General features: G+C 62.0%; 20 protein-coding genes. 17 read left to right on the top strand and 3 right to left on the bottom strand.

Features of this window, described 5'->3' with window-relative positions:
* Window positions 1–7: 7 nt before the first annotated feature.
* From ACXZ1M_RS05600 to trpA, 3 genes are read left to right on the top strand one after another with little or no spacing between them, the layout of a single operon-like run.
* Window positions 8–721 (top strand): phosphoribosylanthranilate isomerase, encoded by a 714-nt coding sequence (locus ACXZ1M_RS05600; protein WP_459052200.1) that lies wholly within the window; start codon window positions 8–10, stop codon window positions 719–721.
* Window positions 681–1,901: a tryptophan synthase subunit beta gene (gene trpB / locus ACXZ1M_RS05595; protein WP_459052199.1), complete on the top strand. Its 1,221-nt coding sequence runs from the start codon at window positions 681–683 to the stop codon at window positions 1,899–1,901. The genes ACXZ1M_RS05600 and trpB overlap by 41 nt, the downstream gene beginning before the upstream one ends.
* Window positions 1,902–1,911: 10 nt before the next feature.
* Window positions 1,912–2,709 (top strand): tryptophan synthase subunit alpha, encoded by a 798-nt coding sequence (gene trpA / locus ACXZ1M_RS05590; protein WP_459052198.1) that lies wholly within the window; start codon window positions 1,912–1,914, stop codon window positions 2,707–2,709.
* A gap of 49 nt (window positions 2,710–2,758) precedes the next feature.
* On the opposite strand, the gene ACXZ1M_RS05585 is transcribed toward trpA, so the two are convergent.
* On the bottom strand, window positions 2,759–3,409 hold the full coding sequence (locus ACXZ1M_RS05585) for a PEP-CTERM sorting domain-containing protein (protein ID WP_459052197.1): 651 nt from the start codon (window positions 3,407–3,409) through the stop codon (window positions 2,759–2,761).
* Between the two features lie 247 nt (window positions 3,410–3,656).
* Here ACXZ1M_RS05585 and accD point away from each other — a divergent pair, with 247 nt between their 5' ends.
* The 7 genes from accD (at window position 3,657) to ACXZ1M_RS05550 (ending at window position 10,794) form a co-directional block, all read left to right on the top strand.
* Entirely contained in the window at window positions 3,657–4,529 is an 873-nt protein-coding gene (accD, locus tag ACXZ1M_RS05580; protein WP_373988325.1) for an acetyl-CoA carboxylase, carboxyltransferase subunit beta, read from the top strand.
* Between the two features lie 150 nt (window positions 4,530–4,679).
* The gene (gene folC / locus ACXZ1M_RS05575) at window positions 4,680–5,969 is read left to right on the top strand and encodes a bifunctional tetrahydrofolate synthase/dihydrofolate synthase (RefSeq protein ID WP_459052196.1); all 1,290 of its coding nucleotides are present in this window, start codon (window positions 4,680–4,682) and stop codon (window positions 5,967–5,969) included.
* Window positions 5,970–5,991: 22 nt separating this feature from the next.
* Window positions 5,992–7,011, top strand: coding sequence for an SPOR domain-containing protein (locus ACXZ1M_RS05570; RefSeq protein ID WP_459052195.1), 1,020 nt, complete (start codon window positions 5,992–5,994; stop codon window positions 7,009–7,011).
* A gap of 13 nt (window positions 7,012–7,024) precedes the next feature.
* A complete protein-coding gene (locus ACXZ1M_RS05565; protein ID WP_459052194.1) occupies window positions 7,025–7,513 on the top strand; it encodes a CvpA family protein in 489 nt (162 codons plus the stop codon).
* Between the two features lie 38 nt (window positions 7,514–7,551).
* Complete coding sequence (gene purF / locus ACXZ1M_RS05560) at window positions 7,552–9,078, top strand: amidophosphoribosyltransferase (protein ID WP_459052193.1); 1,527 nt, start codon at window positions 7,552–7,554, stop codon at window positions 9,076–9,078.
* A 19-nt stretch (window positions 9,079–9,097) separates the two neighbouring features.
* A complete protein-coding gene (locus ACXZ1M_RS05555; protein ID WP_459052192.1) occupies window positions 9,098–10,342 on the top strand; it encodes a cystathionine gamma-synthase family protein in 1,245 nt (414 codons plus the stop codon).
* A 2-nt stretch (window positions 10,343–10,344) separates the two neighbouring features.
* Window positions 10,345–10,794: a hypothetical protein gene (locus ACXZ1M_RS05550; RefSeq protein WP_459052191.1), complete on the top strand. Its 450-nt coding sequence runs from the start codon at window positions 10,345–10,347 to the stop codon at window positions 10,792–10,794.
* Here ACXZ1M_RS05550 and lexA read toward each other — a convergent pair.
* Both lexA and ACXZ1M_RS05540 read right to left on the bottom strand, forming a co-directional pair.
* Complete coding sequence (gene lexA, locus ACXZ1M_RS05545) at window positions 10,721–11,359, bottom strand: transcriptional repressor LexA (RefSeq protein WP_459052190.1); 639 nt, start codon at window positions 11,357–11,359, stop codon at window positions 10,721–10,723. The genes ACXZ1M_RS05550 and lexA overlap by 74 nt on opposite strands.
* A gap of 110 nt (window positions 11,360–11,469) precedes the next feature.
* Window positions 11,470–12,219, bottom strand: a complete 750-nt coding sequence (locus tag ACXZ1M_RS05540) for a DUF5695 domain-containing protein (RefSeq protein WP_459052189.1) — start codon at window positions 12,217–12,219, stop codon at window positions 11,470–11,472.
* Window positions 12,220–12,380: 161 nt separating this feature from the next.
* Between ACXZ1M_RS05540 and rpsF the strand changes: the two genes are divergently transcribed.
* From rpsF to ACXZ1M_RS05505, 7 genes are all read left to right on the top strand, one after another.
* Window positions 12,381–12,761, top strand: a complete 381-nt coding sequence (rpsF, locus tag ACXZ1M_RS05535) for a 30S ribosomal protein S6 (RefSeq protein WP_459052188.1) — start codon at window positions 12,381–12,383, stop codon at window positions 12,759–12,761.
* 21 nt (window positions 12,762–12,782) lie between these two features.
* Complete coding sequence (priB, locus tag ACXZ1M_RS05530; RefSeq protein WP_373992155.1) at window positions 12,783–13,088, top strand: primosomal replication protein N; 306 nt, start codon at window positions 12,783–12,785, stop codon at window positions 13,086–13,088.
* A 15-nt stretch (window positions 13,089–13,103) separates the two neighbouring features.
* Window positions 13,104–13,394, top strand: coding sequence for a 30S ribosomal protein S18 (gene rpsR / locus ACXZ1M_RS05525; RefSeq protein WP_154373712.1), 291 nt, complete (start codon window positions 13,104–13,106; stop codon window positions 13,392–13,394).
* Window positions 13,395–13,421: 27 nt separating this feature from the next.
* Window positions 13,422–13,874: a 50S ribosomal protein L9 gene (gene rplI, locus ACXZ1M_RS05520; protein ID WP_373988316.1), complete on the top strand. Its 453-nt coding sequence runs from the start codon at window positions 13,422–13,424 to the stop codon at window positions 13,872–13,874.
* Between the two features lie 124 nt (window positions 13,875–13,998).
* Entirely contained in the window at window positions 13,999–15,384 is a 1,386-nt protein-coding gene (locus ACXZ1M_RS05515; protein WP_459052187.1) for a replicative DNA helicase, read from the top strand.
* A 61-nt stretch (window positions 15,385–15,445) separates the two neighbouring features.
* The gene (locus tag ACXZ1M_RS05510; RefSeq protein WP_161075949.1) at window positions 15,446–16,072 is read left to right on the top strand and encodes a DUF47 domain-containing protein; all 627 of its coding nucleotides are present in this window, start codon (window positions 15,446–15,448) and stop codon (window positions 16,070–16,072) included.
* 21 nt (window positions 16,073–16,093) lie between these two features.
* A complete protein-coding gene (locus ACXZ1M_RS05505; protein ID WP_459052186.1) occupies window positions 16,094–17,107 on the top strand; it encodes an inorganic phosphate transporter in 1,014 nt (337 codons plus the stop codon).
* Window positions 17,108–17,129: the final 22 nt, after the last annotated feature.

Genomic DNA, 17,129 nt, shown 5'->3' with positions numbered 1-17,129 from the left:
TGGAAGCATGCGCACCCGTATCAAAATCTGCGGCCTGACCCGCGAGCAAGACGTGCAGGCCGTGGTGGCCGCCGGCGCGGATGCGATCGGTTTTGTGTTCTATCCGAAAAGCCCGCGCTACGTCACGCCCGAGCGCGCCGCCGAATTGATCGCGGTCGTGCCACCATTCATCACCACCGTGGGCCTGTTCGTCAACGCCACGCCGGAAGAGGTGGCGGCCGTGGTGCGGGTGGCGCCGCTGTCGTTAATACAATTGCATGGCGACGAAACGGTGGAGCAGGGCGCCGCGATTGCCGCTGCCGCCGGGCGACAGTATATGAAGGTGTTCCGCGTCAAACCTGACACGCGCCCGGATGAACTGCTAGAATACGAGCAGGCAAACCGCGCCGCCAGTCCCTTGTTCACCAGCCTGTTGCTGGATACCTATGTGGATGCTTACGGTGGCGCAGGAAAGGGTTTTGATTGGTCTCTCATTCCAAAAGATCTCGCGCCTCGGGTCGTTTTAAGTGGTGGCTTGAGCGTACACAACGCGACTGACGCGGTGGCAGGTGTACGCCCCTACGCCGTCGACATCAGCTCTGGTGTCGAAGCGTCCAAGGGAATCAAGGATGCCCGCAAGATCGCCGACTTTGTCGCGGCGGTGCGGGCGGGAGATACCATTTTAGAAAGCGCAGCCCATCATGAAACCTCTGTTTCACGCCAAGGATTACCCACTTCCTGACGCCAAAGGCCACTTTGGCCCCTACGGCGGCAGCTTCGTCGCCGAAACCCTGACCTACGCGCTGGCCGAGCTGAACGAAGCCTACGAGCGCTACAGCAAAGATCCCGAGTTCCTCGAAGAATTCCGCTACGAGCTCAAGCACTTCGTCGGCCGTCCGTCGCCGATCTATCACGCCAAGCGCTGGTCCCAACAGGCCGGCGGCGCGCAGATCTACTTCAAGCGCGAAGACCTGAACCACACCGGCGCCCACAAGATCAACAATGTCATCGGCCAGGCTTTGCTGGCCAAGCGCATGGGCAAGCCGCGCATCATCGCCGAGACCGGCGCCGGCCAGCACGGCGTTGCCACCGCCACCATCTGCGCCCGTTTCGGCCTGGAATGCGTGGTCTACATGGGCAGCGAAGACGTCAAGCGTCAGGCGCAGAACGTCTACCGCATGAAGCTGCTGGGCGCGACCGTGGTGCCGGTGGAGTCCGGCTCCAAGACCTTGAAGGACGCGCTGAACGAAGCCATGCGCGACTGGGTCACCAATATTGAAAACACCTTCTACATCATCGGCACCGTGGCCGGCCCGCATCCTTACCCGATGCTGGTGCGCGACTTCCAGTCGGTGATCGGCGAGGAGTGCCTGGTGCAGATGCCGGAAATGACCGGCCGCCAGCCGGACTATGTGATGGCCTGTATCGGCGGCGGTTCCAACGCCATGGGCATCTTCTATCCCTACATCGACCAGAAGAGCGTAAAGCTGATCGGCGTGGAGGCGGCGGGCGAGGGGCTGGATGGCTCCAAGCACGCGGCTTCGCTGACCAAGGGTTATCCGGGCGTCTTGCACGGCAACCGCACCTATCTGCTGCAGGACGAAAACGGCCAGATCATCGAGACGCATTCGGTCTCGGCCGGGCTGGACTATCCGGGCGTCGGCCCGGAGCACGCCTACCTGAAGGACATCGGCCGCGCCGAGTACGTGTCGATCACGGACGAGGAAGCGCTGCAGGCCTTCCACGATTGCTGCCATATCGAAGGCATCATTCCGGCGCTGGAGTCGTCGCACGCCCTGGCCTACGCGGTCAAGCTGGCGGCCACGCTGCCCAAGGATAAGATTATTTTGGCCAACCTGTCGGGCCGTGGTGACAAGGACATGCATACGGTCGCAGAGCGTATGGGTCTGAACTTCAACTAAGGAAACCGACATGTCCAAAATTGCAGCAACTTTCAGCGCCCTGAAGGCGCACAACAAAACCGCGCTCGTTACTTTCATCACCGCCGGCGATCCGGGCAAGGCATCGACCGTGCCGCTGATGCACGCGCTGGTGGCCGGCGGCGCCGACATCATCGAGCTGGGCGTGCCATTTTCCGATCCGATGGCCGAAGGCCCGGTGATCCAGCGCGCCTGCGAGCGGGCGCTGGCCAACGGCGTCGGCATCAGGGATGTGTTCGCTTATGTGGCGGAGTTCCGCAAGACCAACCAGACCACCCCGGTAGTGCTGATGGGCTACGCCAATCCGATCGAGCGCATCGGTCCCAAGGCCTTTATCGAGCAATCGGTGGCGGTGGGCGCGGATGGCGCCATCGTGGTGGATTACCCGCCGGAAGAGTGCGAAGAGTTCGCCGCCGACATGCGCGCGGCCGAGCTGGACCTGATCTTCCTGCTGGCGCCGACCTCGACCGAGGAGCGCATTGCCCAGGTGGCCAAGGTGGGTGGCGGCTTCAGCTATTACGTTTCCTTGAAGGGCGTGACCGGCGCTGGAAACATCGACGTCGCCGACGTCGCCAGCCGTTTGACGGCGATCCGCAAGCACGTGAAATTGCCGGTGGGCGTAGGCTTCGGCATACGCGACGGCGCCACGGCGCGGGCGGTGGCGGAAGTGGCCGATGCGGTGGTGATCGGCAGCCGCATCATCCAGGAGATCGAAAGCGCGGGGGAGGCGGGGGCGGTGGCTGCGGTGCAGGCCTTCGTGGCCGGCATACGCTCGGCGCTTGATGCCTAAATAAAAAAAGGATCCGCGAGGATCCTTTTTTTTGTGCTGCCGGAGTTGCTTAGTTGCGGCGGCGGCGGGCGACGAAGCCCAGCATGCCCAGGCCGGCCAGCAGCATGGCGTAGGTGGTTGGCTCAGGTACGGCCGAGGTCAGCGAGATCTGGTCGACGGCGAAGTCGTTGCCGTGGTAGTCGGTGGTCAGGTTCAGCAGCTTGATTTGGACGCTGGTTGCGCTTTGCACGTTCAGCACGCCCGAGAAGGTGTCCCACTGGCCAACGGTGCTGCCCAGCTGTACGCCGCCCAGCGCGTAGTCGGTGCCGCCGATGGTGGCGATGGCGATCACGTGCGATGGGTTGCTGCCGTAGGTGCTGGCGGCGGCGGCGCTGAAGTCGTAGCTACCGGCTGCCAGGTTCAGGGTCTGCGACCACACCAGGTTTTGCGTGCCAACGATGCCGCCGTTGACGATCAGCATGTTGCTGCCTTCCAGGGCGCCGAAGCTGCCCCAGGCGCTGTGGAAGCTGTTCGGGTTGCCGCCGATGGTCACGATGGACGGATCGTACAGGTTGCCGGCCTTGGTGTAGTCGGAAGTGAAGCTGGCGTAGCCAGTCGCGCTACCATCTTCGAAACCACCGTTGGTGATCAGGTTGGCAGCGCCGGCGCTGAAGGAGGCGAAGGCAGTGGCTGCCAGCAACAGAACTTTAAGTTGTTTCATGGTAATCTCCGATGTCAATTTGGAACGTCTTTACGATGGGCAGATAGTCTCACGATGTTTGTGGATAGTCAAGATAAAGTAATTTAAGACAACACTGTTTTTGTGGTGGCCTAGCAAACCGTAGTGGTTTTCCTCTAAAAACGCAGTGATGACATGACGGCGGCGCCGAACTGATGTAATGCAATGTTCGACAGGTCGGCGGGAAACGGCTACACTTCGGCCCACAAGATAGCTGCAAGGAGAATTTATGAGTTGGTTGGAAAAACTGCTGCCCCCACGTATCCAGCGTTCCGACGCCGGCGCTCGCAAGACGATGCCGGAAGGCCTGTGGGTCAAGTGCCCATCGTGCGAAGCCGTGCTGTACCGTACCGACCTGGAGTCGAACCTGCACGTTTGCCCGAAATGCGACCACCACATGCGCATCCGCGCGCGCGAACGCCTCGACAGCCTGTTCGATGCCGGCGGCCGTTATGAAATCGGCATGGATACCCTGCCGGTCGACACCCTGAAATTCAAAGACAGCAAGAAATACCCTGACCGCCTCAAGCAAGCCATGGAAGCCACCGGCGAGACTGATGCGCTGATCGTCATGGGCGGTTCCATCATGAGCCTGCCGGTTGTGGTGGCCTGCTTTGAATTCGAATTCATGGGCGGCTCCATGGGTTCCGTGGTCGGCGAGCGCTTCGTGCGCGGCGCCCAACAGGCCCTGGAACAGAAAGTGCCGTTCATTTGCATCACCGCCACCGGCGGCGCCCGCATGCAAGAGGGCCTGCTGTCGCTGATGCAGATGGCCAAGACCACCGCCATGCTGACCAAGTTGTCGGAAAAGAAACTGCCATTCATCAGCGTGCTGACCGACCCGACCATGGGCGGCGTGTCCGCGTCGTTCGCCTTCATGGGCGACGTGGTGATCGCCGAGCCTAAGGCGCTGATCGGCTTCGCCGGCCCGCGCGTGATCGAGAACACCGTGCGCGAGAAACTGCCGGAAGGTTTCCAGCGCGCCGAGTTCCTGGTGACCAAGGGCGCGGTCGACATGATCGTGGACCGCCGCAAGATGCGCGAAGAAATCGCCCGCCTGCTGGCCCTGCTGCAGAATCAACCAGTCGAAGTGCTTGCATAAGCCCGTCATTCCCGCGCACGCGGGAATCCATGCTGCGCCGACAGTCTAGCGTTCTATGGATTCCCGCCTGCGCGGGAATGACGTTACACGCAACGGCGCGCAATCGGATATCATCCGGCCTGCGCGCCGTTTTCATTTCAGAGTCTCCTCATGTCGAACCTCCCAACTACTTTGCCCGCCTGGCTTGCGCTGCTTGAATCGCGCCACGCCGAAACCGTCATCAACATGGGGCTGGACCGCGTTCTCGCCGTCAAGGAACGCCTGCAACTGGGCTTTGGCTGCCCCGTCATCATGGTGGCCGGCACCAACGGCAAGGGTTCGACCTGCGCCATGCTGGAATCGGTGCTGATGCGCGCCGGCTACAAGGTCGGCCTGTACATCAAGCCGCACTTCCTCGACTTCAACGAGCGCGCCCGCATCAACGGCGAGCTGGCCAGCGACGAGGTGTTGGTGAGCGCCTTCAACGCGGTGGAAGCCGCGCGCGGCGATACCACGCTGACCTATTTCGAGTTCACCACCCTGGCCATCATGAAGCTGCTGTCGGAAGCCGGCATGGATGTGGTGATCCTGGAGGTGGGCCTGGGCGGCCGCCTGGACGCCGTCAACATCGTCGATGCCGACGTCTCCATCGTCACCAGCGTCGATATCGACCACACCGACTACCTGGGCGACACCCGCGAGAAGATCGGCTTCGAGAAGGCTGGCATTTTCCGCGCCGGCAAGACCGCGATCTGCTCCGACCCGGTGCCGCCGCAATCGCTGATCGACCATGCCGAAGCCATCGGCGCCGACCTGTGGCTGATGGGCCGCGACTACAACTATTCCGGCGACAAGCAGCAGTGGAACTACGGCGGCCGCAGCCAGCGCCGCAATTCGCTGGCCTATCCGAGCCTGCGCGGCGCCAACCAGATCCTCAACGCCTGCGCCGTGCTGGCCGCGCTGGAAGCGCTCAAGCTGGTGCTGCCGGTCGGCGCCCAGGAAGTGCGCACCGGCCTGGTGACGGTGGAGCTGCCGGGCCGCTTCCAGGTGCTGCCGGGCCGCCCGACCATTATCCTCGACGTGGCGCACAACCCGCACGCCGCCGCCGCGCTGAACCAGAACCTTGGCAACATGGGCTTCCACCGTTACACCTACGCCGTGTTCGGCTCGATGCATGACAAGGATATCGACGGCGTGATCGCCGCCATGTCCGAGCATATCGACCATTGGTGCCTGGCCACGCTGCCATCGCCGCGCTCGGCGAGCGCCTCGGAACTGGCCGCCAAGGTGCCGCTGGTGCAGACGGAACGCGATGAACGCAGCATCAATGTGTTCGACGATCCGGGTGCGGCGTACGCAAATGCCGTCAGCCGGGCCGGTGAGGATGATAGAATTGTGGTCTTTGGATCTTTCCTGACCGTTGCCGGTGTCATGGCGGCGCGAAAATCCTCACTCCACTGAACGCACAGGACTGAAATCACGCATGGGCTTGTTCTCGAAACTCGGTAAAAACAAGCAGGATTCGGCCGGCGCTGGTCAAGACAGCGGCTATTACACCAGCGCTGATGACCGGGCGGCGACGGAGCGCGCCCGCTCCAAGCGTGCCTCCACGGCCGAAGGCGGCGCCACCAAGCGTCGCGCCCGCGACCGCGAAGAGGACGATCCGATATTGCCGGAAAAGAAACGCGCGCGCCGCCGCCTGGTCGGCGCGATCGCTATCGCACTGGCGGTGGCCGTCGGCCTGCCGATGGTGCTCGATTCCGAACCCAAGCCGCTGTCGTCCGACATCGACATCAAAATCCCTTCCAAGGACAAGCCTGCCGAGGTAGCCGCCGCGCCGGCACCGTCCGCTGCGCCGGTGGCGCAGAGCGCCGCACTCGATAGCAAGGAAGAAATCGTCGAAGACGTCAAGCCGGCCGCCAAGCCTGCTCCTGCTTCCACCGCCGCCGCGCCCGTGGTGGCTGCCGTCGACACCACCAAGGCCGACGCCAAGGCGGAGGCCAAGGCCGAGCGCGAGCTGAAAGCCCGCCAGGAAGCCGACTACCGACAGGAAATCGAACGCAAGCAGGCCGAGGTCAAGGCCGACGCCAAGCTCAAAGCCGAGAAACAGGAAGCCGAACGCAAGCTGGCCGAAGCCAAGGCCAAGGCCGCCGAGAGCGCCAAAGCCGCTGACGCCAAGCCCGCCGACACCAAACCGGCGCACGGCGCGGCGCCGGCCAAGTCGGAAGACGCGCGCGCGCTGGCCATCCTGGAAGGCAAGCAAGCCGCCGCGCCAAGCGGCGAGAAATTCGTGCTGCAAGTGGCGGCCCTGAGCGATCAGGCCAAGGTCGACGAACTGCGCGCCAAATTGAAGGGCGCCGGGATCAGTTCCTTTACCCAGAAAACGCCGTCGGGCGACATCACGCGCGTGCGCGTGGGGCCGTTCAGCAGCAAGGAAGAGGCCGAAAAGGTCAAGGCCAAGCTGGCCGGCATGGGCCTGAGCGGCCGCCTGGAAACCGTCTGATCCGCAGCGCCACGTGACGATCTTCGACTACCTGGTGATCTTCGTGCTGGTCACGTCGGTCATCATCGGCGTGGTGCGCGGCCTGGTGAAGGAAGTGCTGTCGCTGGCCGGCTGGGTGGTGGCCTTCGTGGTCGCCAACGCGTATGCGGCGCAGCTGGCGCAAATGCTGCCGGCGGCCGTGCCGGGCGAGGTGCTGCGCCTGATCCTTGCCTTTATCGCACTGTTTATCGGTGCGCGGATTTTAATGGGCCTGTTGTCGCTGGCGCTGGACGCCTTGCTCGACGCGGGCGGCCTGAGCATGATCGACCGCCTGCTGGGCGTGGTCTTCGGTCTGGCGCGCGGGCTTGTAATTGTGTTGGCCGGCGTCATCTTGTGTGGGATGACCTCGCTGCCGCAACAGCCTTTTTGGAAGGAGGCGCTGTTGAGCCCTTACGCGGAAGTCGGTGCGCGCATGGTCAAGGGCTTCCTTCCCGCTGCGATGGCGCAGCATGTGAATTTTTGAATTCTTTAAATCTGTAGTACCAGTCCAGGAGCATCATCATGTGTGGCATTGTCGGCGTCGTCTCCCATCAACCTGTTAACCAAATGCTGTATGACGCCTTGCTGCTGCTGCAGCATCGCGGCCAGGATGCGGCCGGTATCGCGACCAATCACAGCAGCATGTTCGCCATGCACAAGGCCAACGGCCTGGTACGCGACGTGTTCCGCACCCGTAACATGCGTACGCTACAGGGTAACTCGGGTATCGGCCACTGCCGCTATCCGACCGCCGGTTCGTCGAGCGAGGAAGAAGCGCAGCCGTTCTACGTCAATGCACCGTTCGGCATCACGCTGGCCCACAACGGCAACCTGACCAACTGGGAACAGCTCAAGAAAGAGATGTTCGAGAACGACCGCCGCCACATCAACACCGATTCCGATTCGGAAGTGCTGCTGAACGTGCTGGCGCATGAAATCGAAAAAGCCACCGTCGGCATTTCCATCGATGCTGAAACCATCTTCAACGCCGTGACCGTGCTGCATCGCCGTGTGCGCGGTGGTTACGCCGCCGTGGCGCAGATCGCCGGCGTCGGCCTGCTGGCCTTCCGCGATCCGTACGGCATTCGTCCGCTGTGCCTGGGCATCAATGAAACGCCGGAAGGCGTGGAATACCTGATCGCTTCGGAATCGGTGGCGCTGGAAGGCATGGGCTTCCGTTTCGTGCGCGACATCGCGCCGGGCGAAGCGGTCTTCATCGACAACGACAAGCAGCTGCACGCGCGCCAGTGCGCCGACAATCCATCGCTGAATCCGTGCGTGTTCGAGTTCGTATATCTGGCGCGTCCCGATTCGGTGATCGACGGCGCCTCGGTGTACAGCACCCGCCTGAAAATGGGCGAGTACCTGGCCGAGAAGATCAAGCGCGAAGGCCTGGCCGACGACATCGACGTGGTGATGCCGATTCCGGACTCGTCACGTCCTGCCGCGATCCAGCTGGCGCTGGCGTTGCACAAGGAATACCGCGAAGGTTTCATCAAGAACCGTTACATCGGCCGTACCTTCATCATGCCGGGCCAGGCAGCGCGCAAGAAATCGGTGCGCCAGAAGCTGAATGCGATTCCGGACGAGTTCAAGGGCAAGGTCGTGCTGCTGGTGGATGACTCCATCGTGCGCGGCACCACCAGCCGCGAGATCGTGCAGATGGCGCGCGATTCGGGCGCCAAGAAAGTGATCTTCGCTTCGGCCGCGCCACCGGTGATCTACCCGAACGTGTACGGCATCGACATGCCGACCCGTGACGAGCTGATTGCCCACGGCCGCACGGTGGAAGAGGTGTGCCGCGAGATCACCGCCGATGCGCTGGTGTACCAGGACATCGACGCGCTGAAACGCGCCATTTCGGATGTGAATCCGGCGCTTACCAGCTTCGAGGCTTCGTGCTTCGACGGCATTTATGTGACGGGCGACGTGACCCGCGAGTATCTGGATAAACTGGAGTACGCGCGCCACCACCCGACCAAGGCCAAGGCGCCGGAAGATGCAGGTCGTTCGCAACTGAACCTGAACCTGGCCGCGACCGAAGCGTAAACCCGAAGCGTAACAATCCATGAACGACAAGAAGAACTACGGTTTCACCACCACCATTCTGCACAACGACCGCCTGAAGGGCATCGAGCACGGTTCGCTGCACAAGCCTATCCATACCTCGGTGGCCTTCGGCTATGCCGACGCGCGTCAGTTGGCCTCCGTATTCCAGGGCAAGGAGCCGGGCTTCCGCTACGGCCGTCAGGGCAACCCGACCATCTCCGCGCTGGAAGACAAGGTCAACAAGATGGAGCAGGGCGTCGGCACGATCTGCTTCGCCACCGGCATGGGCGCCATCGGCGCCGTGGTGCAGGCGTTGTTGCGCACCGGCGACCACGTGGTGTCGTCGGCCTTCTTGTTCGGTAACACCAACAGCCTGTGGCAGACCGCCATGAGCCAGGGCATCGGCGTGTCCTTCGTGGACGCCACCGATGTGGCCAACGTCGAAGCGGCCATCACCGAGAACACCCGCGTGGTCTTCGTCGAGACCATCGCCAATCCGCGCACGCAAGTGGCGGACCTCAAGCGCATCGGCGAACTGTGCCAGAAGCGCGGCATCCTCTACGTGGTGGACAACACCATGACCACGCCTTACCTGTTCCTGCCGAAGGCGGTGGGCGCGGGTCTGGTGGTCAACGCGCTGACCAAGTCGATCGGCGGCCACGGCAATGCGCTGGGCGGCAGCCTGACCGACACCGGCGCCTACGACTGGACCCGCTTCCCGAACATCTACGAGAACTACAAGAAAGCCGCGCCGCTGCAATGGGGCCTGGCGCAGATCCGCGCCAAGGCGCTGCGCGACTTCGGTTCCTCGCTGGCGCCGGACGCCGCGCACCACATCGCCGTCGGCGCCGAAACGCTGGCGCTGCGCATGCAGCGCACCACCGCCAACGCGCTGGCGCTGGCGCAGATGCTGGAAAAAGATGAACGCGTGGCGGCCGTCTATTATCCAGGCTTGACATCGCACCCGCAGCACGGCATCAGTTCGGAACTGTTCCGCGCCCACGGTTCGCTGCTGAGTTTTGAGTTGAAGGACGGCCTCGATTGCTTCGACTTCCTGAACCGCCTGAAGCTGGCGATTCCGGCATCCAACCTGGGCGACAACCGCACCCTGATCATTCCGGTCGCGCACACCATCTTCTTCGAGATGGGCGCCGAGCGCCGTGCGTCGATGGGCATCGCCGAATCGCTGATCCGCGTGTCGGTCGGCATCGAAGATACCGACGACCTGCTCGACGACTTCTGCACGGCTCTCGAAGGCTGCTGACGATGCGCGCGCTGATCGCTTCCAGCCTGATGATGGCAGCCACCGCTGCCCAGGCCGGCGATCACCGCGTCGATATCGATTACTACACCAATCACTACAACGGCGCCGACATCGCGCTGTCGCGCTTCCACTGCGGCGCGGCCGGCGCCATGCGCACGGCCGAACAGCGCAGCGCCTGGCTGGCCTGCTATGACCGCTTTGCCGTCAACTACAAGAAAGCGCTGCCGGTAGGGCGCAGCATTCCAGCCGACGTGGCGCAAGCCATGAGCGATGAGGAACTGGCCGCCGCGCAGCAATTGATGAATCAGGTGTTTGTGCAGGTCGCACAAGAGGCACGCCAGCAAGCCGATCTGGTCTTGCTGGCGCAGGGTGAAGTGCTTAGTGCCAGGTCCGCATCAGGCCTACTGCCAAGCCTTCCAGCGCAAACTCATCGGCCTCCGGATCAACCTTGATGATCTTGAAGTCCGGGTTCTCCGGCAGCAGCTCGATGGTCGAGCCGGTTTTGCGGTAGCGCTTGACGGTCACTTCATTGCCGATGCGGGCCACCACGATCTGGCCGTTCTTGGCGCTGTCCACTTTCTTCACAGCCAGCAGGTCGCCGTCCATGATGCCGGCGTCGCGCATCGATTCGCCGCGCACCTTCAGCAGGTAGTCGGGCTTGGAGGCGAACATGGCTGGATCGACGTTGTAGCTCGCTTCCAGATTCTCTTGCGCCAGGATGGGCGAACCGGCAGCCACGCGGCCGATCAGCGGCAGCGACATCATCAGCGCGGCCGGCACTTTCGGCGTGGCCGGTTCGGCGTGCGCGCCCAGCAGGCGGATGCCGCGCGAGGTGCCGGCGGCGATTTCGATCGCGCCTTTGCGCGCCAGCGCCTGCAAATGTTCCTCGGCCGCGTTGGCGGATTTGAAGCCCAATTCGTTGGCGATCTCGGCGCGGGTCGGCGGGAAGCCGGTGTTCTCGATGGCGTCCTTGATCAGATTCAGGATTTGTTCCTGGCGTGCGGTGAGCTTGAGCATGGGTACAGTGGGCTGTGTATATAGACAGTCTGTATTTTTGTACAGTACGCTCCTTAATGCAAGGGAATTTATTGTATTCAGCGAAATAATGTGAAAAAAACTGTTGGCCGTTATCTCGTAGCGCCATTCGGGCGGACCGTGAAGCGCAGGCCGATGTCGCGCCTCGCGCCCGGCTTGAGCGTGAAGCCGCCGGTGACCCAGCTGGCGTAGTCTTCGCCGGCGGCGCGCTGTTCGGCGGGCGGCTGCCAGCTGGTAAGGGGCGTCTTGCCGTCAGGCGCCACGCGCAGCGCCAGCGGCACGCCTTCCAGCCGCGCGACGTCGGCATAGCCACGGTCGCCCGGATGCGGCTTGACGCTGTTGCTGCCGAAGTCGAACACCATCGGCATGCCGGCCTCTGCCACCTCCACCGCCTGCTTGCCGCGGTTGATCAGCGTGTAGCGCAGCACCAGCGTGCCCTTGTCGTTGAGCCAGCGGCGCTCCACCGTCAACGGCAGGCCGGCGCCCATGGTCGGCGTGAGGTCGGCGGCTGCCAGAACACGCACCGCCGGCAGCACGCGCACCGGTTTGCGCTGCGCATACGAAGTCCAGCTTTGCCAGTCGCCGCCGCCCACGCGCAGCTTGAGGCTGAGGTCGCCAAGGTGGCGGTAGCCGTCGAACTGGCGCTCCTCTTCGCGCGGGCCGGGCGTGAAGTCGTGGCTCGGGTCGGCCACCGGCGTCAGCCGTGCCAGGGTTTGGGTGTCGGTGCGCAGCGCGAACAGCAGTTGCGGCGTGCTGTAGGCCTTGGTCTTGATGGCTGGGTAGTCGGCGGCCAAGGCGGGCAGAGTGGTCAACGCGGCAAGCAAAAGGAAGTGTGGCTTCATGGTCAATCCTGTCGTCAATGCAATCAAAACCGGACTGTAGCATCGACAACGCCGGGCTGGCGTTCCGCTTGAAAAGCTGATATAGTCGCGGGCTTACCTCTTCCCACACCTGTCTTGACGCCAGGGTGGGCTATATTCACAAGTCCTTAAGGGAGTTATACATGCGTCACTACGAAATCGTATTTATCGTCCATCCGGACCAGAGCGAGCAAGTGCCCGCAATGATCGAGCGTTACAAAACCACCGTAACGACCCGCGGCGGCGCCGTTCACCGTGTTGAAGATTGGGGCCGTCGTCAGATGGCTTACTCGATCCAGAAACTGGCGAAAGCACACTACATCTGCCTGAACATCGAGTGCGACAACGAGACCCTGGTCGAGCTGGAAACCGCATTCAAATTCAATGACGCCGTTCTGCGTCACCTGACCGTCAAGCTGAAGAAAGCCGAAACCGCTCCTTCGCCTATGATGAAGTCGGTACAACGCGAAGATGCAGCGAAATCGCATCGCGCAGAAGCTGCCGCTGCTGCTCCTGCCGCTTAATTGTTCTGAGAAGGAACCGAGCTGAACCAGCTCCAGTTTGTCGCCCTCATCACCGAACGGGATGCAATTCGTTACACCCCGGCCGGTATGCCGATCGTGAATGCTGTACTCCAGCACCGGTCGCAGCAGATGGAGGCAGGCATCGCCCGCTTGTCCGAGTTTGAAGTGTCCGCGATTGCCGCGGGCGAGATTTCAAGCCGGTTCAGCCAGGCGCCACTGGGAGGCTTGTACCAGTTCTCCGGTTTCCTCAACAAGAAAAGCCGCAATAGCAGAAGTCTGGTGTTTCACATCATTGATTTTAGTGCTGTCACAGACAGCTCAATTTAAATACAGGAGCCTAAAATGGCATTCGGTAAAAAGTTCGACAAAAACAAGCTCAAGCTGAAAGAAAAGCGCAAGCAACAAAACCCACTGTTCAAGCGTAAGAAGTTCTGCCGCTTCACCGCTGCAAACGTAGAACAAGTGGACTACAAAGACGTAGACACCCTGAAAGACTTCGTCCAGGAAAACGGCAAAATCATGCCAGCACGTCTGACCGGCACCAAGGCGCACTACCAGCGTCAAGTTGACACCGCAATCAAGCGCGCTCGCTATCTGGCCCTGCTGCCGTACACCGATCTGCACAACGCTTAATCGCGGCAGAGTAACTGGAGAAGAACTATGCAAATCATTCTGTTGGAAAAAGTTGTCAATCTGGGCAACCTGGGTGAAGTCGTTAAAGTTAAAGACGGCTACGCACGTAACTTCCTGATTCCACAAAAAATGGCCCGCCGCGCTACCGCAGCTGCCATCGAGGAATTCGAAGTCAAGCGCGCTGAACTGGAAAAAGCTGCTGCCGCCAAGCTGGCCGCCGCTCAAGCCCAAGGCGAGAAACTGAACGGCATGACCGTGACCGTTTCGCAAAAAGCTGGTGTTGACGGCCGTCTGTTCGGCTCGGTAACCAACTTCGACATCGCTGAAGCCCTGAGCAAAGCTGGTTTCGCCGTTGAAAAAGCTTCGGTACGTCTGCCAACCGGTCCTCTGAAGACCACTGGCGAGTTCCCAGTAAGCGTTGCTCTGCACACCGACGTGGTGGTAGAAGTAACCGTTGCTGTAGTAGGCGAAGCTGCCTAAGACTAGACCGGGCGGCAACGCCTGTCTGGTTGAGCAACACCCTTGAAAAAGCCGGGCTTATCCCCGGCTTTTTTCTTGTCATAAACTTGTAATCTGGCTCCGGCAAGCAGGTATAATTCGCGCCATGAACGTCCCCTCCGACCCGCAACTCGACTCGCTCCGCGTCCCGCCGCACTCTATCGAAGCAGAACAATCCGTCATTGGCGGCTTGCTGCGCGATAACTCGGCGTTCGACCGCATTGCGGACATGATGCAGCCGGAAGACTTCTACCGCTACGATCACCGTATCATCTTCGAGCAGATCGTCCGGATGATCAACGCGTCCAAGCCGGCCGACGTGATCACGGTGTTTGAAAACCTGACCCAGCTGGGCAAGGCCGACGACGTCGGCGGCCTGACCTACCTGAACGCGATGGCGCAGAACACGCCGTCGGCGGCCAATATCCGCCGCTATGCCGAGATCGTGCGCGACCGCTCGGTGCTGCGCCAGCTGATCACCGTGGCCGACGATATTTCCGGCCAGGCCTTCAGCCCGCAGGGCAAGGAAACCAAGGAAATTCTGGACGAAGCCGAATCGCGCATCTTCGCCATCGCCGAGCAGGGCGCCCGTGGCGCCGCCGGCTGGCTGGCGGTGCAGCCGCTGCTGACCCAGGTGGTCGAGCGCATCGACGAGCTGTATTCGCGCGACAACCAGTCCGAGATCACCGGCGTGCCGACCGGCTTCATCGACCTCGACCGCATGACCTCCGGCCTGCAGGGCGGCGACCTGGTCATCGTGGCCGGCCGTCCTTCCATGGGCAAGACCGCATTCTCGGTTAACATCGGCGAAAACGTTGCCATCGAAGCCGGTTTGCCGGTGGCGATCTTCTCGATGGAGATGGGCGGCACCCAGCTGGCGATGCGTATGCTGGGTTCGGTCGGCCAGCTCGACCAGCACCGCCTGCGCACCGGCCGCTTGAACGATGAGGATTGGCCGCGCCTGACGCACGCCATCCAGAAGATGAACGACGCCCAGTTGTTCATCGACGAAACCCCGGCGCTGAACCCGATCGAGATGCGCGCCCGCGCGCGCCGCCTGGCGCGCCAGTGCGGCAAGCTCGGCTTGATCATCGTCGACTACCTGCAGCTGATGCAGGGTTCCAAGGCGGGCGACAACCGCGCCTCCGAGATCTCCGAGATCTCCCGATCATTGAAGGGCCTGGCCAAGGAGCTGGGCTGCCCGGTGATCGCGCTGTCGCAGCTGAACCGCTCGCTGGAACAACGCCCCAACAAACGTCCCGTCATGTCCGACCTGCGCGAATCCGGCGCTATCGAGCAGGATGCCGACGTCATCATCTTCCTGTATCGCGACGAGGTCTACAACGCCGACTCGCCCGATAAGGGAACGGCCGAGATCATTATCGGTAAGCAGCGTAACGGTCCGATCGGCGCGGTACGCCTGACCTGGATCGGCCAGTACACCAAGTTTGGCAACTACTCTGGTAATTTGGCTGTTTACCAGGGCGACTAATCTTTACGCCGGACGGGCCACCCCCACCGGCGCTCAGCAGTAATCAATAAACGGAGAAATTATGTTTGGACGCTTGATGCCCACCGAGGGCAAATTCTTTGACCTGTTTAATCAGCACGCCGAGCTGTGCGTCAAAGGCGCAAAAGAGATGGTGGGCCTGATGTCCAATTTCGATGACCTGGAAAATCGCGTGCACGCGATCGAAAGCATCGAGAAACAAGCCGACAAGATCACCTACCAGACCGTCGACCTGCTGCACAAAACCTTCATCACCCCGATCGACCGCGACGACATCCACAAGCTGATCACCCGCCAGGACGACATCCTCGACCTGCTGGAAGACGCGGCCCAGACCGTGTCGCTGTACGACCTGCACTCGGTCACGCCGGAAGCCAAGCGCCTGGCCGAACTGGTGCTGGCCTGCGCCGAGAAGGTCAAGGAAGCCGTGGCCCTGCTGCACAACATGGACAACTCGCGCCAGATCGTCGCCATCTGCGAAGAGATCGACCGCCTGGAATCGGACGCCGACCACGTGATGCGCGCCGCCATGTCCAAGCTGTTCCGCGACGAACCGGACGTGCGCAACCTGATCAAGATGAAGGCCATCTACGAAATCCTGGAAACCGTGACCGACCGTTGCGAGGATGTGGCCAACATCATCGAAGGCATCATCGTCGAAAACGCCTGATAATAAAAAGACTGATCTGACATGCATACCCTACAAATCAGTATCTACGTGCTGGGCGGATTGATTTTCCTGGCGCTGATATTTGACTTCATGAACGGCTTCCACGATGCCGCCAACGCGATCGCCACCGTGGTCTCGACCGGCGTGCTCAAGCCGCAAACCGCCGTCGCCATGGCGGCCGTCTTCAACTTCGTCGCGATCTTCGTGTTCCACCAGCTGACCGTGGCCGCCACGGTGGGCAAGGGCACCATCGATCCCGGGGTGGTGGACCAGTACGTGATCTTCGGCGCGCTGGTCGGCGCCATCGTCTGGAACATCTTCACCTGGTACTACGGCATTCCATCGTCGTCCTCGCACGCGCTGATCGGCGGCCTGGTGGGCGCGGCCGTCGCCAAGAGCGGCACCGGTGCGCTGATCTCGGCCGGCCTGATCAAGACGGTGGTGTTCATCGTCCTGTCGCCGCTGCTGGGCTTCATCTTCGGTTCGCTGATGATGTTGCTGGTATCGTGGGTCTTCGTGCGCTCGACGCCGCGCCGGGTCGACAAATGGTTCCGCCGCCTGCAGCTGCTGTCGGCCGCATCGTACAGCCTGGGCCACGGCGGCAATGACGCGCAAAAGACCATCGGCATCATCTGGATGCTGCTGATCGCCGCCGGTTACTCGAGCGCCGGCGAAGCCGAGCCGCCGCTGTGGGTGATCGTGTCGTGCTACACGGCGATCTCGTTCGGCACGCTGTTCGGCGGCTGGCGCATCGTCAAGACCATGGGCCAGAAGATCACCAAGCTCAAACCGGTGGGCGGCTTCTGCGCCGAGACCGGCGGCGCCATCACGCTGTTCACCGCGACCGCGCTGGGCGTGCCGGTATCGACCACGCACACCATCACCGGCGCCATCGTCGGCGTCGGTTCGGCGCAGAAGATGTCGGCGGTGCGCTGGGGCGTGGCGGGCAACATCGTCTGGGCCTGGATCTTCACCATTCCGGCCTCGGCCTTCGTGGCCGCCATCGCCTGGTGGATCGGACACCACATCATGTAAATCAAAAGGGAGCTTCGGCTCC

Source organism: Duganella paludis, from assembly GCF_054461335.1.
The sequence above is the reverse complement of the archived record's forward strand: the minus strand, read 5'-3'. Positions and strand labels throughout refer to the sequence as shown.

Coding starts and splice junctions, on each gene's coding strand:
- ACXZ1M_RS05600 (WP_459052200.1), top strand. CDS start 8: ATGCGCACCCGTATCAAAATCTGCGGCCTGACCCGCGAGCAAGACGTG.
- trpB (WP_459052199.1), top strand. CDS start 681: ATGAAACCTCTGTTTCACGCCAAGGATTACCCACTTCCTGACGCCAAA.
- trpA (WP_459052198.1), top strand. CDS start 1,912: ATGTCCAAAATTGCAGCAACTTTCAGCGCCCTGAAGGCGCACAACAAA.
- ACXZ1M_RS05585 (WP_459052197.1), bottom strand. CDS start 3,409: ATGAAACAACTTAAAGTTCTGTTGCTGGCAGCCACTGCCTTCGCCTCC.
- accD (WP_373988325.1), top strand. CDS start 3,657: ATGAGTTGGTTGGAAAAACTGCTGCCCCCACGTATCCAGCGTTCCGAC.
- folC (WP_459052196.1), top strand. CDS start 4,680: ATGTCGAACCTCCCAACTACTTTGCCCGCCTGGCTTGCGCTGCTTGAA.
- ACXZ1M_RS05570 (WP_459052195.1), top strand. CDS start 5,992: ATGGGCTTGTTCTCGAAACTCGGTAAAAACAAGCAGGATTCGGCCGGC.
- purF (WP_459052193.1), top strand. CDS start 7,552: ATGTGTGGCATTGTCGGCGTCGTCTCCCATCAACCTGTTAACCAAATG.
- ACXZ1M_RS05555 (WP_459052192.1), top strand. CDS start 9,098: ATGAACGACAAGAAGAACTACGGTTTCACCACCACCATTCTGCACAAC.
- ACXZ1M_RS05550 (WP_459052191.1), top strand. CDS start 10,345: ATGCGCGCGCTGATCGCTTCCAGCCTGATGATGGCAGCCACCGCTGCC.
- lexA (WP_459052190.1), bottom strand. CDS start 11,359: ATGCTCAAGCTCACCGCACGCCAGGAACAAATCCTGAATCTGATCAAG.
- ACXZ1M_RS05540 (WP_459052189.1), bottom strand. CDS start 12,219: ATGAAGCCACACTTCCTTTTGCTTGCCGCGTTGACCACTCTGCCCGCC.
- rpsF (WP_459052188.1), top strand. CDS start 12,381: ATGCGTCACTACGAAATCGTATTTATCGTCCATCCGGACCAGAGCGAG.
- rpsR (WP_154373712.1), top strand. CDS start 13,104: ATGGCATTCGGTAAAAAGTTCGACAAAAACAAGCTCAAGCTGAAAGAA.
- rplI (WP_373988316.1), top strand. CDS start 13,422: ATGCAAATCATTCTGTTGGAAAAAGTTGTCAATCTGGGCAACCTGGGT.
- ACXZ1M_RS05515 (WP_459052187.1), top strand. CDS start 13,999: ATGAACGTCCCCTCCGACCCGCAACTCGACTCGCTCCGCGTCCCGCCG.
- ACXZ1M_RS05510 (WP_161075949.1), top strand. CDS start 15,446: ATGTTTGGACGCTTGATGCCCACCGAGGGCAAATTCTTTGACCTGTTT.
- ACXZ1M_RS05505 (WP_459052186.1), top strand. CDS start 16,094: ATGCATACCCTACAAATCAGTATCTACGTGCTGGGCGGATTGATTTTC.